Origin of the sequence: Clavibacter nebraskensis NCPPB 2581 (assembly GCF_000355695.1) — a bacterium.
Taxonomy (GTDB): Bacteria; Actinomycetota; Actinomycetes; order Actinomycetales; family Microbacteriaceae; genus Clavibacter; species Clavibacter nebraskensis.
This window is the reverse complement of sequence record NC_020891.1, coordinates 1,589,904-1,606,041: the sequence shown is the minus strand read 5'-3', so window position 1 is coordinate 1,606,041 and position 16,138 is coordinate 1,589,904. Positions and strand designations below refer to the sequence as shown.

The window sequence follows — 16,138 nt, the reverse complement described above, 5'->3', positions numbered from 1 at the left end:
CGGTGCGTCGGCGCGGGGCCGTCACCGCTCCTCGAGCAGGCGCGAGAGGTAGCGCGCGACCGCGCGCACCGACGCCATGTTGGTGGAGTAGTCCATCCGGGTCGGGCCCAGCACGCCGAGGCGCGCGAGCACCCCGCCGGACGAGCTGTAGCCGCTGGTGAGCACGCTGGTCTCGCCGAGGCCGAACGGGGCGTTCTCCCGGCCGATGCTCACCGAGACGCCGTGCTGGTCGGCCTCCATCTCGCCGAGCAGGCGCAGGAGCACCACCTGCTCCTCGATGGCCTCGAGGACGGGCGAGATGCTGCCGGGGAAGTCGCGCTCGGTGCGGGCGAGGTTCGCGGACCCCGCCAGGAGCAGGCGCTCCTGCTGGTTGGCGAGCACCTGCTCCACGAGCGTGCCCGCGAGCACGGACGCCGCGGCGCGCTGGCCGGGCTCGACCTCGTCGGACAGGGTCTCGAGCCGAGCCGCCGCCTCGGCGAGCCCGAGCCCGCCGACGGCCTGGTTGATCCGCGTGCGCATGACCGCCAGGAACGCGTCGTCCGAGTCGCCCGCGAGCTCGACGACGCGCTGCTCGACGCGCCCCGTGTCGGTGATGAGCACGGTGAGCACGCGCGTGGTGGACAGCGCCACGAGCTCGACGTGCTTCACGTGGCTCGTCGCGAGCGACGGGTACTGCACGAGCGCGACCTGGTTGGTGAGCTGCGCGAGGAGGCGGACGGTGCGTGCGAGCACGTCGTCGAGGTCGACGGACTCGCCGAGGAACACGTGGATCGCCTGGCGCTGCGCGGGCGTCAGCGGGCGCACGTCGGCGAGCTGGTCGACGAAGAGGCGGTACCCCTTGTCCGTCGGCACGCGCCCGGACGAGGTGTGCGGCGCGGCGATGAGCTCCTCCTCCTCGAGGAGGGCCATGTCGTTGCGGATGGTGGCGGCCGAGACGCCGAAGGCGTGGCGCTCGACGATGGACTTGGAGCCCACGGGCTCCCGCGAGGACACGTAGTCCTGCACGATCACCCGGAGGACGTCGAGTCCGCGTTCCGAGACCATGGCGGCTCCCTCCTGGCACTCGTCGGTTCTGACTGCCAATCGTACCGCGGGTCCGCGGGTGCTCGGCGTTGCCGGGCGCGCGCCGTCGGCGGTACCGTGGATGAGCCCGGTGCTGCCTGGCTCCACCCACGATCCGTCCGCGTCCGCCGATCCCCGGTCGTCGCCCGGCACCGAGAGGCTCTCCGCGATGTCCGCACCCGATCCCCACCCGTACGGCGCGCCCGCTCCGCTCACGCCGAGCGAGGACCGCCTCTGGGCGTCGCTCACGCACTTCCTCGCGATCCTCATCGTGCCGTCGTTCATCGTCTGGCTCGTCTTCCGCGAGCGCGGCCGGTTCACGGACCAGGAGGGCAAGGAGGCGACCAACTGGACCATCAACGTCGCCGGCGCGCTCGTCGCCCTCAACGTGCTGCAGGCGGTGTTCCTCGTCATCCCCTTCCTCGGGATCATCCTCAACCTCCTCCTCGGCCTCGTGATCTTCGCGGTGGTCGTGGTCAACATCGTGTTCGCGATCATCGGCGGCACGCGCGTGCAGGCCGGGCGGCCGTACCGCTACCCGCTCAACATCCGGTGGATCAAGTAGGCGGTCGCCCATGAGCGCCCGGATCCGGCACGTCGCCATCGACTGCGGGGACCCGCACGCGCTCTCCCTCTTCTGGGCCGGCGTGACGGGCTTCGCGGAGGACCCGGACGAGCCGAACCTCCCCGGCGAGGACGTGGCATGGCTCGGCGACCCCGTCTCGGGGCTCGGGATCATCCTGCAGCGGGCCGAGACCCCCAAGACCGCGAAGAACCGGCTCCACCTCGACCTCGCGCCCGACGACCGCACGCGCGACGAGGAGGTCGACCGCGTGCTGGGGCTGGGGGCGTCGCTCGTCGCCGACCGGCGGAACGCGGACGGCAGCGGCTGGGTGGTGCTCGCGGATCCCAACGGCAACGAGTTCTGCGTGGAGCGCAGCGACGCCGAGCGCGAGGCCGGCGACGAGGTGGGCGCGGTCGTCCTCTGACGCCCCGGCCGCGGCCTAGTCCTCGAGCAGCCGGCGCACGACGGCGTCCGCCAGCAGGCGCCCCTGCAGCGTGAGCACGAGCGTGCCGGACAGCGCGGCACGCGGGTCCACCAGGCCGTCCGCGATGAGACCGGCGACCTGGCGCCGGCCCTCCGTCGAGAGCGTCGGGATGGCCAGCCCGTCGCGGATGCGGGCGCCGAGGAGCACGCGCTCCACCTCGCGCGTCGCCTCGTCGAGCGACTCGCGTCCCGCGCCGGGCGACGCGCCCGCGAGCACGCGGTCGGCGTACGCGGCCGGGTGCTTGACGTTCCACCAGCGGACGCCGCCCACGTGGCTATGCGCGCCGGGGCCGACGCCCCACCAGTCGTGCCCCTGCCAGTAGGCGAGGTTGTGGCGGCTGTGACGGCCGCCGCGCGCCCAGTTGCTCACCTCGTACCACTCGTAGCCGGCCTCGCCCAGGAGGCGGTCGGCGAGCTCGTACATGTCGGCCTGGAGGTCCTCGTCGGGCTCGGGCACCTCGCCGCGGCGGATCTGCCGCGCGAGCTTCGTCCCCGGCTCGACGATGAGCGCGTAGGCGGAGAGGTGGTCCGGCTCCTGCGCGATCGCCTGCTCGAGCGAGGCGCGCCAGTCGTCGATGGTCTCCCCCGGCGTCCCGTAGATGAGGTCGAGGCTCACCTCGAGGCCGGCCGCCCGGGCACCGCGGACGACGGGCGCGATGCGCGCGGGATCGTGCGTGCGCTCCAGCGTCGCGAGCACGCGCGGCACGGCGGACTGCATGCCGAAGGACACGCGCGTGAAGCCGCCCGCCGCGAGGGCCGCGAGGTACGCGTCGTCGACGCTGTCGGGGTTCGCCTCCGTCGTGACCTCGGCGCCCTCCGCGATGCCCCAGGTGTCGCGCACGGCGTCGAGCATGCGGACGAGGTCCTGGACGGGGAGGAGCGTCGGGGTGCCGCCGCCGAGGAAGACGGTGGACGCGGGACGCGCGGGGACGCCCGAGTCCCGCAGGGCGGATCCGGCGAAGCGCACCTCCTGCACGGCCTGCGACGCGTAGTCGGACTGCTTCACGCCGCGCAGCTCGGGCGCCGTGTAGGTGTTGAAGTCGCAGTAGCCGCAGCGGACGCGGCAGAACGGGACGTGCAGGTACACGCCGAACGCCCGGGCCTCGGCGCCGTCCGCGGCGGAGGCGGGGAGCCGGCCGTCGGCGGGGGCGGGATCGGCGAGGGGCAGGGCGGACGGCATCCGTCCATCATCCCCCGGCCGGGAGGCGCCCGGGTCCGCCGCCGTCGGGATCCGCCTCCTCCTCCGGCAGGATGGGGGCATGACCGACGCCCCCTCGCCCCGGCCCCTGCACGTCCTCTGGGACGTCGACGGCACGCTCCTGCTCAACGGCCCGCGCGCCGGGAGCATGTACCACCGCGCCATCGAGCTCGCCGCGGGCGAGGAGCTCGAGGACCGCACCGTGCACGCGCACGGGAAGACGGACGGCCAGATCATCTGGGAGACGCTCGACCTCTACGGCTTGCCCGCGTCGCTGCACGCCGCGGTCCGGGAGCAGCTCGAGGGGATGTCCCGCGTCGAGCACTACGGCGCGGGTCGGCGCGAGGTGCCGGTCGGCGTGCCGCGGCTCGTCACCGACGTCGCCGCGCGCGGCTGGGTGAACGCGCTGCTCACCGGAAACTCGCCGCTCCGCGCGCGCTACAAGCTCGATGGAGCCGGGCTCGACGTCGACCTGTTCGACTGGGACGCGTCGTTCTTCGGGCACGAGGCCAGGATCCGCAGCGACCTCACGCGCCGCGCCGCGGAGGCGCTGGCCGGGGCCGCGGTCGTGATCATCGGCGACACCCCCGCCGACGGCGTCGCGGCCGAGGCGGCCGGCTTCCCGTTCGTGGCCGTCGCCACGGGGGCCTACGACGTCGAGCAGCTCCGGTCGCCGGATGCGCACGCGGCCGTGGTGGTGCCCGATCTCCAGGCCGGCCACGACGAGGTCATGGCGTACCTGGACGGTCTCGCCGGGCGCTGAGGCCGCTCCGCGGACGGCGGATCAGGCGGACGCGACCGCCGGGTGCAGCGACCGCAGGTACCGGCGCATGAAGACGCCCTGCACGATCCGGAGCACCGGGCTCGCCAGGCGCATCGGCCACGACGCCGGTCGCGAGAAGACACGGAGGGTGAGCCAGACGCTGCCGTCGGGCTCCCGGGAGACGAGGAACGCCTCCTCGCCGCTCAGCGGATGCCCGTGCACCGTGCCGTACGCGAAGCCGACGCGGTCGGTCTCCTGCACGGTGTACACGACGCGGACGGGCGCTTCGGGGTGGAACGGACCGAAGGGCATGCGCAGCACGGCCGACGTGCCCGACGTGATCCACGCGGTGCCGTCGTCGCCGTACAGCGTCTCCCGCGGCCGGTCGACGGGCACCTGGGGCACCCCGTCCTCGTCGAACTCGAGGCCGGTGTAGCCGGGGTCGTCCGGCACCTCCTGCTCGATGCGCGTGACCTCGATGCCGCTGCCGCGCTGCACGCCCCACGTCATGAGGAGGGCGACGGCCTGCTCGAAGCGCTCGTCGCCGCTGCCGAGCCGGGCGCTCGCCTCGGCGGGACGGTAGCCCTCGGGCGGATAGGTCATGAGGTCGACGGCCTGGGTGCCGCCGACGGAGCCGTACGTGACGGCGGTCGCGGTGTAGGTGCTGCGGCGCATGTCGTCAAGACTACGGCGTGTCGATGGGCGTCCCGCGCGTGCGGCCGCGGCGACCGCCGCGGTCCAGCGTGCCCCCGGATCGGGGCGCGACGCCTTGCGTCATCCCTGCGGATGACGTGCGCGCCCCGCCTCTCATCCCGGCGCCGTAGCGGCCACCGGAGCGTCACCGGATCGTGATCTGGACGAGCGCGGGACGACCTCCGCGCCCCCTAGCCTTCACACGACGACGGGCCTCCCGGCGCCGCACCCGATCCCATCCCGACGCTCTCCGTCGACTACCGGAAGGCTCTCCCGCATGCTCCGCTCCCTCACCGCCCTCGCCGTCGCCGGCACCCTCGCCGTCGGCGGTCTCGCGGTCGCGACCCCCGCATCCGCCGCATCGGCCAGCGGCACGTTCTACTCGGTGCCCTACGACTCGACGCTCTTCGAGGTCTCCGCGGTCGACGGTCGCCCGTACGTCGAGCCCGCGTCCTTCGAGTCGTGGCGCTCGGCCGGCTTCCCCAAGCCGATCCCCGCTCCGACGGACTATCGACGATTCACCTGGGACGCGACGATCTACGCCGTCTCCGCGGCGGGCTCCGCCTCCTTCTCCACCTACATCGACGGCGCCCAGTGGCGGCGCGTGGGGTCCCCCGCACCGCGCACGGATCGGCTCACCCCCGCGGCCACGATCCTCCAGTACCAGGGCTCGGACGAGCTCTTCGTCGTCGACGGCGGATCCTCCTGGGTAGACGACAACGCGGGCTACCACCAGCTGACCTTCGCCGAGTACGCGCACCTCGGCTACCCGTCGGTCGATCAGACCCCGCCGCGCATCTTCACGAAGCTCTCGTGGAACCCGACGCTCGTCGGGCCCATCTCGAGCATGGGCGAGACCGGCCCGGTGCCGTTCGACGTGTGGGACTACTTCGCCCGGCCCACGCCCGCCGTGGTCGCCTCCTACGACGGCGACAGGTTCTGCCAGGCAGCCGGAGCGGACGAGATCCGCTACATCGGCCAGGCCGCTCCGGATGGCATGGCGCTGACGTTCGGCGAGTGGGTCGCCGCGGGATCGCCGAAGCCCGCCACCTGCTGAGCCCGTCCGCACGGCACGACGCGCCCCCCTCCTCTCGAGGCAGGGGGCGCGTCGTGCGTGCGGCAGGGATGAGACGGATCCGTGACCGGACTGGGCCGCCAGCTCGCTGCCCGGGGCATACGGTGGAGATCCGACCGCAGCCCTCGAGACTCGACGGGCGGACTCCGATCTCCTCGGGAGGTCGTCGGAATCGCGGCGACGATGCCGCAGCCGGGAAGGTCCTCATGCACCGCTCGATCACCGCCCTCGTCTTCGGCGCCGCGCTCGTCGCAGGCGGAGCCGTCTCGCTCCCCGCGCCGGCCGACGCCCTTCCTGGACGGCCGTACTACTCGTTGCCGTTCTCCGACGCGCTCGTCTACACCGCGCGCTACCCGGACCGTGGCTACGCCTTCGCCACGACCGAGCGGTACCAGGCCGACGGGTCCCCCGTCCCGACGCCGGCGACCGTCGCGTACCGGCTCCTCCCGTGGGACACCACGGTGTACACCGACGTCCACGTGGGCATCACCGACTTCGGGCTGGCGCTGGATGCCGCCCAGTGGCGACGCGCGGGATCGCCCGCGCCGTCCCGGGGAGTCCTGCCCGAGGCGTCGGAGATCTGGCAGCACCCCGGCTCCGACGAGCTCCTCGTCCGGACGCGGTTCGGCTGGGACCAGCACTCCGCGGTCTGGCACACGATGACGTTCCACGAATGGAGGACGCTCGGCTTCCCACCCGTCGACCGGCGTGGCGAGTACGTCTACGAGCGCCTCAGCTGGCTGGAGACCGTCATCGCACGACCGGATCGGGGGGTCGACAGCCACCGCGTCTCCTTCGACGAGTGGTCGGAGGCGGGCCGACCGACGCCGGGCATCGTCGCCGCGTTCCCGGGCGACCGGTACTGCTCGGTGCCCGGGAGCGCGGAGATCCGCTACGCCGGCATCGCGGAGCCCGGCGGCCTCGCGCTGTCCTTCGATCTGTGGATCGCCGCCGGCTCCCTGCAGCCGTCCGGCTCCTGCTGACGGGTCGGGCTACTTGGCCTTCCTCTCCGTGTCGCCCGAGAGCGCGGCGATGAACGCCTCCTGGGGGACCTCGACGCGGCCGACCATCTTCATGCGCTTCTTGCCCTCCTTCTGCTTCTCGAGGAGCTTGCGCTTGCGGGTGATGTCGCCGCCGTAGCACTTGGCGAGCACGTCCTTCCGCATGGCGCGGATGGACTCGCGGGCGATGATCCGGGCGCCGATGGCCGCCTGGATCGGGACCTCGAACTGCTGGCGCGGGATGAGCTCGCGGAGGCGGCCCGTCATGAGCACGCCGTACGCATAGGCCTTGTCGCGGTGCACGATGGCGCTGAACGCGTCGACCTGCTCGCCCTGCAGCAGGATGTCGATCTTCACGAGGTCGGAGTCCTGCGAGCCGGCGGGCTCGTAGTCGAGCGACGCGTAGCCGGCCGTCTTGCTCTTGAGGTTGTCGAAGAAGTCGAACACGATCTCGCCGAGCGGCATCGTGTAGCGGATCTCCACCCGGTCCTCGCCGAGGTACTCCATGCCGAGCAGGATCCCCCGCCGCGACTGGCACAGCTCCATGATCGTGCCGACGTAGTCCTTGGGCGCGAGGATCGCGGCCTTCACCACGGGCTCGGAGACGCTGACGATCTTGCCGCCCGGGAACTCGCTCGGGTTGGTGACCGTGACCGTCTTCTTGTCCTCGCTCGTGACCTCGTAGATCACGCTGGGCGCGGTCGTGATGAGGTCGAGGCCGAACTCGCGCGAGAGGCGCTCCGTGATGATCTCGAGGTGCAGGAGCCCCAGGAAGCCGCAGCGGAACCCGAAGCCGAGCGCGACCGACGTCTCGGGCTCGTAGACGAGCGCGGCGTCGGAGAGCTTGAGCTTGTCGAGGGCGTCGCGGAGGTCGGGGTAGTCGGACCCGTCGATCGGGTACAGGCCCGAGAAGACCATCGGCAGCGGCTCCGTGTAGCCGGGCAGCGCCTCGGTCGCGGGGCGCGCGGCCGTCGTGACGGTGTCACCGACCTTCGACTGGCGCACGTCCTTCACGCCCGTGATGAGGTAGCCGACCTCGCCGACCCCGAGGCCGTCGGACGGCGTGGGCTCGGGCGAGCTGACGCCGATCTCGAGGATCTCGTGGGTGGCGCGCGTCGACATCATCGCGATCTTCTCGCGGGGGCTGAGCTTCCCGTCGATCATGCGGACGTAGGTGACCACGCCGCGGTAGGCGTCGTAGACCGAGTCGAAGATCATGGCGCGCGCGGCGCCGTTCGGGTCGCCGACGGGCGCGGGGATGGTGCGGGAGACGCGGTCGAGGAGCTCCTCGACGCCGGCGCCTGTCTTGCCGGAGACGCGCAGCACGTCGTCCGGGTCGCCGCCGATGAGGGACGCGAGCTCGGCCGCGTACTTGTCGGGGTCGGCAGCCGGCAGGTCGATCTTGTTGAGCACCGGGATGATCGTGAGGTCGTTCTCGAGCGCGAGGTAGAGGTTCGCGAGCGTCTGCGCCTCGATGCCCTGCGCGGCGTCCACGAGGAGGATCGCGCCCTCGCACGCGGCGAGCGAGCGGGAGACCTCGTAGGAGAAGTCGACGTGGCCCGGGGTGTCGATCATGTTGAGCGCGTACGTCCGCCCGTCGAGCTCCCACGGCATGCGCACGGCCTGGCTCTTGATCGTGATGCCGCGCTCGCGCTCGATGTCCATGCGGTCGAGGTACTGGGCGCGCATGGCGCGCGACTCGACGACGCCCGTCAGCTGCAGCATGCGGTCGGCCAGCGTGGACTTGCCGTGGTCGATGTGGGCGATGATGCAGAAGTTGCGGATGGACGCGGGGTCGGTCGCGGCGGGCCGGAGGGCCTTCGTTGCTAGGGGGCTCACGCGTTCCTTACGGGTCTCGTCGGTGGAGCGGAACCCCGATCATCCCACGGGTCGCGCGAGGGGCCGTCCCCGCGGCGCGCGGCCGACCGGCCCGACCGTGCCGCGTGGCGGTCAGCGGTGCACGATGTCGGCGACGGCCGCATCCAGCTCCGGCCACCGGAACCGGAACCCCGTGGCCTCGAGCGTCTCCGGCACGACCCAGCGGCTCTTGAGCACGAGCTCGGGCTCCGTGCGGAACAGCCACATGCCGACCTCGAGCATCCACCGGTTCGCGGCGAGCCCGATGGGCATGCCGACCGCGCCGCGGAGGACCTTCATCAGCCGCCGGTTCGTGACGGGCGATGGGCTCGACGCGTTGACCGGTCCGTCGATGGAGGGCGTGTCGCGGACGAAGCGGATGATGCCCACGAGGTCGTCGATGTGCAACCAGCTGAAGACCTGGCGGCCCTTCGTCGGCTGGAAGACGTGGTGGGCGCCGGCGCGGATCCGCGAGGGGCGGCCGGGGAAGCGCCCGTCCAGCTGCGGCCCGCCGAGGCCGAAGCGCGCGAGGCCGAGGAGGGGCTGCAGGGCGCCGTCGCGGCCGAGGACGATCGCGATGCGGAGCGCGACGCGGCGCGTGGACGGCAGCTCGGGCGCGAAGAACGCCCGCTCCCACGCGGCCGACGGACGGCGAGAAGTCGTCGCCCAGCTCGCCCGTCGACTCGGTCTGCGGCCGGTCGGTCGCGTGCCGGTAGACGGTCGCGGTCGAGGCGTTGATCCAGAGCGGCACGGGCCGCGCGCTGTCGGCGACGGCGCGCGCGAGCTCGGCGGTCGTCTCCACGCGCGAGCGCAGGATCTCCCGGCGGTTCGCGACGCCGTACCGGCAGTTCACGCTCTTGCCCGCGAGGTTCACGAGGAGGTCGGCGCCGTCGACGATGCGGCGGATCCCGTCCTCGTCGCCCCAGGGCGCATCCGCGCCGGAGCGGCCGATCGTGAGGACGCGGTAGCCCTCCTCGGCGAGCTCGCGGACGAGCACCTGCCCGATGAAGCCCGACGCGCCCGCGACGACCGCGGTGCGCGGGGCGGTCGTTCCCGGTGCGTCGCTCATGCGCTGAAGCGCGTGCGGCGCTCCACCGTGGTGCCCGTGCCGTCGGCCCAGGTGTAGACCGTGCTGCCGCCGATGATGACGTGCTCCGCTCGCGACTGGACGTCGAGCGGGTCGCCCGACCAAATCACGACGTCGGCGTCGAGGCCCGGGGTGAGCGCGCCCACGCGGTGGTCGAGGCGGAGGATCGCGGCCGGGTTCGCCGTGATGGCGCGGAGGGCGACATCGCCCGGCAGCCCGTCCTTCACCGCGAAGGAGGCCTGGTGCACCAGGAAGTCGATGGGCACGACGGGCGCGTCGGTCGTGATCGCGACGAGGACGCCCGCGCGGTGCAGCGCCGCGAGGTTCGCGACGGCGCGGTCGCGGAGCTCGACCTTGGAGCGCGAGGTGATCATCGGGCCGAAGATCACGGGGATCCCGCGCTCGGCGAGAACGTCCGCGATCTTGTCGCCCTCGGTGCCGTGGTTGACGACGAGGCGGTAGCCGAACTCGTCGGCGAGCCGGATCGCGGTGGCGATGTCGTCGTGGCGGTGCGTGTGCTGGTCCCAGGCGAGCTCGCCGTCGAGCACGCGCACGAGCGTCTCCTTGCCGAGGTCGCGGGAGAAGGGCTTCCCCTCCTTCGCGGCGTGGTCGCGGGCGGCGCGGTAGTCCTCGGCGTCGCGGAATGCGCGGCGGATCACCATGGCGACGCCCAGGCGCGTCGACGGCGTGCGGTCCTTGGCGCCGTAGACGCGCTTCGGGTTCTCGCCGAGGGCGCTCTTGACGCTCACCGAGTCGCTGACCAGCTGCTCGTCGATCGTGCGGCCGCCCCACGACTTGATGGCGACCGACTGGCCGCCGATCGGGTTGCCGGAGCCGGGCTTCACGACGATGGTCGTGACGCCGCCCTTGAGCGCGTCGCGGAAGCCTTCGTCATCGATGTCGATGGCGTCGATCGCGCGCACCGAGCTCATGTCGGGGTCGGTCATCTCGTTGGTGTCGTTGCCCGCGGGGCCGTTGGCCTCCTCGTGGATCCCGACGTGGCCGTGCGCCTCCACGAAGCCGGGCAGCACCCAGCGGCCGGCCGCGTCGATGACGGTCGCGTCGTCGGGGACCTCGACGTCGGCGGCCAGCCCGACCGCGGCGACGAGGCCGTCGCGGAGGAGGACGGTGCCGCCGGGGATGGGCGCGCCGTCGACGGGGACGACGTGGCCGCCGACGATGGCGGTGACGGTGGTGGCGGACGCGCGGACGGGGGACGTGCTGTCGGAGAGGGGCATGATCCGAGCCTAGGACGCGAGGACGGCGGAGTCCGGCGCGGGCGCGGGCGCGTGCAGCCGGCGGAGGCCCTCGAGGAGCACATCGCGGCCGGCGGCGAGGCAGACGCGGATCCAGCCCTCCCCCGAGCGGCCGAACGCGCTGCCCGGGGCGACGGCCACGCGCTCGCGCAGCAGGAACCGCTCGGCCCACCCGGCGACGTCGCCGTCGGAGGCGTGGCCCACGTCGATCCAGAGGTAGAACGCGCCGGTCGGGCGCAGGTGCCGGATCCCCCGGGCCTCCAGCAGCGCCGTCGCCGCGTCCAGGTTCTCGCGGTAGTGGGCGACCGCCTCCCGGACGTGCGCCTGGTCGCCCGTGACCGCGGCCACGCCCGCCCACTGCGCGGGCGCGCTGACGCAGCTGATCGTCGCCTCCTGCACGGTGCGCATCACGGTCGTCATGCCGGTCGGCACCCCGAGGTAGCCGACCCGGACGCCCGTCAGCGCGTACGTCTTCGAGAGCGAGGACGCGCTCAGCGCGCGCTGCTCCCCCGGCTCCTGCAGGCTCGCCACGCTCACGTGCTCGGCGTCGTGCACGAAGTACTCGTAGACCTCGTCGCTGACGACCCAGAGGTCGTGGCGCCGCGCGGACGCGAGGAGCTCGCGGAGCGTCTCCCGCGGGAAGACCGCGCCGAGCGGGTCCGAGGGCGAGTTCACGACGAGCACGCGGGTGCGCTCGGTGACGAGCCGCTCGAGCTCCTGCATGTCGGGCAGGAAGCCGCGCTCGGGCAGCAGCGGGTAGGTCACGGGCTCGGCCTGGAGCATGCGCGCGCCCATCGAGAAGGTCGTGTAGCCGGGATCCGGCACGAGCGCCTCGTCGCCCGCGCCGAGCGTCAGCGTCATGGCCTGGTGCAGCGCCTGCGTCGCGCCGACGGTGACCCAGACCTGCTCGGTCTGCACGTCGAGCCCGTTGTCGCGACGCAGCTTCTCCACGAGCGCGGCGCGGAGCTCCGGGATGCCGGCGTTCGCTGTGTCGTCGGTGCGGTCCCCCGCCCAGGCTCGGCGCGCGGCCTCGCGGATGTGCGGCGCGACGGGGACATCCCGATCGCCGACGCGCAGCGGGACGACGTCGTCCACCTCGAAGGACAGCTCGAGGATGCGGCGGATGCCCGACTCGGGCTCGGACGGGATGTGGGGCCCGAGACGGGGCACGGCATCGAGCGTATTCCGCAGGTGGGGAACGCGTGGCGGGCGGGCGCGTGGCGGGCGGGCGGGTGGCCAGCCGCCCGTCGGTAGGCTCGCGGGATGGGCATCCCCGACTTCATCGTCTCCCTCCGTGAGCGGATCGGCACCGCTCCCCTGTGGCTCTCGGGCGTCACCGCCGTGATCCTCGACGGACCTCGCGTCCTCCTCGTCCGACGCAGCGACACCGGCGAGTGGGCGCCCGTGACGGGGATCCTCGATCCGGGCGAGGAGCCGGCCGTGGCCGCCTGGCGTGAGGCGGAGGAGGAGACCGGCGTGACCGTGGAGGTGGAGCGGCTGGTGGGAGTGGGGACCACGGGCGAGGTCACCTACCCGAACGGCGACCGCGCCAGCTACCTCGACCTGACGTTCCGCTGCCGCTACGTCTCGGGCGAGGCGCGCGTCAACGACGACGAGTCGCTCGAGGTCGCGTGGTGGCCGGTGGACGCGCTGCCGGACATGTCCGCCGACTTCCTCGCGCGGATCCAGAACGCGCTCGATGACGAACCCGAGACCCGCTTCGTGCGACCCGGCGACGACGTCCCGCGTCCGGCCCGCGACGCGCGGGATCCTGCCGCCTGATTTCCGGGCCGGGACCTGGTATCGTCGCCTGTTGGCTGCGTGTGATCCTCCCCGATCACGCGGTATCGCCGCAGGCGCCCTCTCTCGCTGAGCGGCAACTCATACGACGACAATTCGAACGGAAGACATAACACGTGGCAAACATCAAGTCGCAGATCAAGCGCATCGGCACCAACAAGAAGGCCCAGGAGCGCAACAAGGCCGTCAAGAGCGAGCTGAAGACGGCCATCCGCTCCGTCAAGACCGCCATCACCGCGGGCGACAAGGACGCGGCCGTCAAGGCCGTCAGCCTCGCCGGCAAGAAGCTCGACAAGGCCGCCAGCAAGGGCGTCATCCACAAGAACCAGGCCGCGAACCGCAAGGGCGCGATCGCCAAGCAGGTCGCCAAGATCGGCTGACCTCCCCTGGTGTGAACGACGGGCCCCGCGCATCGCGCGGGGCCCGTCCTCGTATCCGGGTGCGGATCGCGGGCCGGTCGGCGGCGTCGGCGTCGGCGGCGTCGGCGTCGGCGGCGACCGTCAGTCGCGACCGCGGGAGGCGACGGTGCGCACCATGCGCTCCAGCGAGTAGACGGGATCGCGCCCGCCGCCCTTGACCTGAGCGTCCGCCTCGGCGAGGGCCTCGATGGCCCGGCCGAGACCCGCGTCGTCCCACAGCTGCAGGTCGCGCCGGGCACGGTCGACCTGCCACGGCGCCATGCCGAGCTTCGACGCCAGCTGGCCCGACGCGCCGGAGACGCCCGACACCTTCGCCATCGTGCGGATCTTCATGGCGAACGCGGCGATGAGCGGCACCGGGTCCGCGCCCGAGGTGAGCGCGTGCCGGAGCAGCACGAGCGCCTCGCCGCTGCGGCCGGCGATAGCCGCGTCCGCGACCGCGAAGGCGTTGATCTCGACCCGGCCGCCGTAGTACTGGTCGACCGTGACCTCGGTGATCTCGTGGGCCGTGTCGGAGATGAGCTGCTGGCACGCGGACGCGAGCTCGCTCACGTCGTCCTGGAACGCCGCGACGAGCTGCCGCACGGCACCCGGTGTGATGGAGCGCTTCGCGGCCCGGAACTCGGCGACGGCGAAGTCGTGCTTCTCGCTGTCCTTCTTGAGCTCCGCGCACACGATCTCGATGCCGCCGCCGGTGCCCGCGCGCACGGCATCGAGGAGCTTCTTGCCGCGCACTCCCCCGGCGTGCCGGAACACGACGTACGTGTCGTCGGCCGGCGACTCGAGGTAGGCCACGGCGTCGAGCAGGAACTGGTCCGAGCACTTCTCCACGTTGACGACCCGGATGAGCCGCGGCTCCGCGAAGAGGGACGGGCTCGCCAGCGTGATGAGCTCGCCCGGCGCGTACGAGTCGGCCTCGATGTCGGAGACCTCGATGCGGGGGTCCTCCGCCGTGAGGATGTCGCGGAGGCGTAGCATCGCCCGGTCGGCGAGGAGGGCCTCGGTGCCGGAGACGAGGACGATGGGCGCCGGCCGCACCGCATCCCACGGGAGCTGCGGGATGGCCGCGGAGGGCTTCGCGGCCGTGCTGCGGGACGTCCTGGTCGCCATGCGGGTCCTTCCGGGAGCGTGCGGGTGCGGGTGCGTCGACGTGCGCCGGGCGGCCCGGCGGTGGGCGGGTGGTCGGGCGGATCCAGGTTAGCCGTCCGGGGCGACGTCGCCCGGCCGCGCGACGGCGTCCGGAGGCCGTCGCGGCGCTGCCGGTCGACCGAGCGTGACCACCGCGATGACCAGGGCGATCGCGACCGCGAGGGCGATGACGCCGACGGGCCCCGCCGCCCAGGGCACGCGTCCCGCCGGGAGACGCGACGTGACCGACGCGACGGCGGCGATCCACGATGCGGGCAGCCACGCCAGTCGCAGCACGAGGACGCCCGCCGCGGGCCAGACGGGCAGGACGACGCAGGCGACGAGCCCGCCGATGGTGGCGGGGGCGGCGGCGGGCTCGGCGAGGACGTTGGCGAGCACGCCGTGCACGGGCAGCCCGGGTTGCAGCACGAGGAGAACCGGCTGGCACGCCACCTGCGCGGCGACCGGGATCGCGAGCGCCTCGGCCAGGCGGCGGGGCATGCGGCGCGACAGGCGGTCCGCGAGCGGGGGCGCGAGCACGAGGAGCCCGGCCGTCGCCAGCACGCTCAGGGCGAAGCCGAGGTCGCGGGCCAGCCAGGGATCACCCGTGAGCAGGGCGACCACGGCCGCGGAGAGCGCGGGCAGCCCGCGGGAGGGCCGGCCGGATGCGGTGGAGACGATGAGCACGGCGGCCATGACGGCGGCGCGCAGCACGCTGGGCTGCGGGGTCACCAGGATCACGAACGCGCCGAGGGCCGCCAGCGCCGCGGCGGCTCGCGCCGGTCGCCGGAGCCCGACGGCGGCTGCCAGCGCGAGCACGAGACCCACGATGACCGCGCAGTTCGCGCCGGAGACCGCCGTGAGGTGCGTGAGCGAACTGTCCTTCATGGTCTGCGCGAGGGCGGGCGTCACCGCGGACACGTCGCCGATCGCGAGCCCGGGCAGCAGCTGCGCCCCCGGTCCGCCGAGGTCGGCGGCGGCGCCGGCGAGGCCGGAGCGGATGCCGTCGGCGAACCCGAGCGGGCCGACGGGACCGCCTGCGGGCTCGGGTGCGCCGCGCGCGAGGAGGAGGTAGGCCGCGCGACCGCCCGGATCCGCGGGCCGGACGGCGGCGGTCAGCCGCACGACGGCCCCCACGCCCCGCCGATCCCGGCCGGGACCATCGCCGCGGTCGCCAGCGGCGGCGAAGACCACGACGGGCACCGGGGCCGGCAGCCGCAGCGTGTCGTCCACCGTCCGCCCGCTCACCTCGCGGCTGACGTGGACGGCGGTGAGGTGCGCCACGATCCGCACCCGGTCGACGCGGCCGGAGCCGCTCCCCGAACGCGAGGCGACCGGGGCGGGAGGCTCGTCGACGACGGCGTCCGCGACCACCGTGCCGTCCGCGTGCGCGGCGGTGTCCAGGGTCTCCGGGTGGCGCGCCGGCTCCCGGGCGGCGGCGGCCCCGAGGAGCATGGCGGTCACCCCGGCGGCGACCGCCAGCACGGCCGCACCCCGGCGGAACCGGGCCGCCGACGCCTCCGCTCCACGCGGTGACCGCCGAGGGGGGACGCGCCGCTCGGCGTGCGCGGGACCCGTCGCGGTGCTTCGCGGCCGCGCGCGCACGGCCGACCGGACGGCGATCCCGGCGGACGCCAGCGCCAGCGACGCGGCGACGACGGCCGACGGCGCGGGCGCACCGCGGACGCCGATCGCGAGCGCGGTGGCCGACCAGCCGACGGCTGCGGGGATCGCCAGTCGGAGATCGACCG

General features: G+C 73.5%; 15 protein-coding genes and 1 pseudogene. 7 read left to right on the top strand and 9 right to left on the bottom strand.

All coding sequences use genetic code 11. The features are described from left to right. Positions 1-21: 21 nt before the first annotated feature. Complete coding sequence (gene hrcA / locus CMN_RS07575) at positions 22-1,044, bottom strand: heat-inducible transcriptional repressor HrcA (RefSeq protein ID WP_015490243.1); 1,023 nt, start codon at positions 1,042-1,044, stop codon at positions 22-24. 187 nt (positions 1,045-1,231) lie between these two features. On the opposite strand from hrcA, the gene CMN_RS07570 reads away from it, so the two are divergent. Continuing rightward, positions 1,232-1,627, top strand: a complete 396-nt coding sequence (locus tag CMN_RS07570) for a DUF4870 domain-containing protein (protein ID WP_041465488.1) — start codon at positions 1,232-1,234, stop codon at positions 1,625-1,627. Between the two features lie 10 nt (positions 1,628-1,637). Continuing rightward, positions 1,638-2,051: a VOC family protein gene (locus tag CMN_RS07565; protein ID WP_015490241.1), complete on the top strand. Its 414-nt coding sequence runs from the start codon at positions 1,638-1,640 to the stop codon at positions 2,049-2,051. 15 nt (positions 2,052-2,066) lie between these two features. Here CMN_RS07565 and hemW read toward each other — a convergent pair whose 3' ends face one another. Next, a complete protein-coding gene (hemW, locus tag CMN_RS07560) occupies positions 2,067-3,290 on the bottom strand; it encodes a radical SAM family heme chaperone HemW (protein ID WP_015490240.1) in 1,224 nt (407 codons plus the stop codon). A 79-nt stretch (positions 3,291-3,369) separates the two neighbouring features. Between hemW and CMN_RS07555 the strand changes: the two genes are divergently transcribed. Beyond that, complete coding sequence (locus tag CMN_RS07555) at positions 3,370-4,071, top strand: HAD family hydrolase (protein WP_015490239.1); 702 nt, start codon at positions 3,370-3,372, stop codon at positions 4,069-4,071. Positions 4,072-4,092: 21 nt separating this feature from the next. Here the strand turns inward: CMN_RS07555 and CMN_RS07550 are convergent, their stop codons facing one another. Then, the gene (locus CMN_RS07550) at positions 4,093-4,746 is read right to left on the bottom strand and encodes a DUF1990 domain-containing protein (RefSeq protein WP_015490238.1); all 654 of its coding nucleotides are present in this window, start codon (positions 4,744-4,746) and stop codon (positions 4,093-4,095) included. Positions 4,747-5,041: 295 nt separating this feature from the next. On the opposite strand from CMN_RS07550, the gene CMN_RS07545 reads away from it, so the two are divergent. Further along, positions 5,042-5,821, top strand: coding sequence for a hypothetical protein (locus CMN_RS07545; protein ID WP_015490237.1), 780 nt, complete (start codon positions 5,042-5,044; stop codon positions 5,819-5,821). A gap of 224 nt (positions 5,822-6,045) precedes the next feature. Further along, a complete protein-coding gene (locus CMN_RS07540; protein ID WP_015490236.1) occupies positions 6,046-6,822 on the top strand; it encodes a hypothetical protein in 777 nt (258 codons plus the stop codon). Positions 6,823-6,831: 9 nt separating this feature from the next. Here the strand turns inward: CMN_RS07540 and lepA are convergent, their stop codons facing one another. The 4 genes and pseudogenes from lepA to CMN_RS07520 all read right to left on the bottom strand — a co-directional run bounded on the left by lepA (position 6,832) and on the right by CMN_RS07520 (position 12,210). Continuing rightward, positions 6,832-8,679 carry a translation elongation factor 4 gene (gene lepA / locus CMN_RS07535; RefSeq protein ID WP_015490235.1) on the bottom strand — a complete coding sequence of 616 codons (1,848 nt, stop codon included), beginning with the start codon at positions 8,677-8,679 and terminating at the stop codon, positions 6,832-6,834. Positions 8,680-8,790: 111 nt separating this feature from the next. Continuing rightward, positions 8,791-9,766, bottom strand: a pseudogene (locus CMN_RS07530) (epimerase). Beyond that, entirely contained in the window at positions 9,763-11,022 is a 1,260-nt protein-coding gene (locus CMN_RS07525) for an amidohydrolase (RefSeq protein WP_015490234.1), read from the bottom strand. Before CMN_RS07525 ends, CMN_RS07530 begins: the two are co-directional and overlap by 4 nt. A gap of 9 nt (positions 11,023-11,031) precedes the next feature. Then, positions 11,032-12,210 carry a pyridoxal phosphate-dependent aminotransferase gene (locus tag CMN_RS07520; RefSeq protein ID WP_015490233.1) on the bottom strand — a complete coding sequence of 393 codons (1,179 nt, stop codon included), beginning with the start codon at positions 12,208-12,210 and terminating at the stop codon, positions 11,032-11,034. A 93-nt stretch (positions 12,211-12,303) separates the two neighbouring features. Here CMN_RS07520 and CMN_RS07515 point away from each other — a divergent pair, with 93 nt between their 5' ends. Both CMN_RS07515 and rpsT read left to right on the top strand, forming a co-directional pair. After that, positions 12,304-12,822 carry an NUDIX hydrolase gene (locus CMN_RS07515; protein ID WP_015490232.1) on the top strand — a complete coding sequence of 173 codons (519 nt, stop codon included), beginning with the start codon at positions 12,304-12,306 and terminating at the stop codon, positions 12,820-12,822. Between the two features lie 134 nt (positions 12,823-12,956). Beyond that, entirely contained in the window at positions 12,957-13,220 is a 264-nt protein-coding gene (gene rpsT, locus CMN_RS07510; RefSeq protein WP_012038238.1) for a 30S ribosomal protein S20, read from the top strand. Positions 13,221-13,340: 120 nt separating this feature from the next. On the opposite strand, the gene holA is transcribed toward rpsT, so the two are convergent. Continuing rightward, entirely contained in the window at positions 13,341-14,369 is a 1,029-nt protein-coding gene (gene holA / locus CMN_RS07505; RefSeq protein WP_015490231.1) for a DNA polymerase III subunit delta, read from the bottom strand. An 87-nt stretch (positions 14,370-14,456) separates the two neighbouring features. Further along, the gene (locus CMN_RS07500; RefSeq protein ID WP_227077664.1) at positions 14,457-15,872 is read right to left on the bottom strand and encodes a ComEC/Rec2 family competence protein; all 1,416 of its coding nucleotides are present in this window, start codon (positions 15,870-15,872) and stop codon (positions 14,457-14,459) included. Between the last annotated feature and the right edge of the window lie 266 nt (positions 15,873-16,138).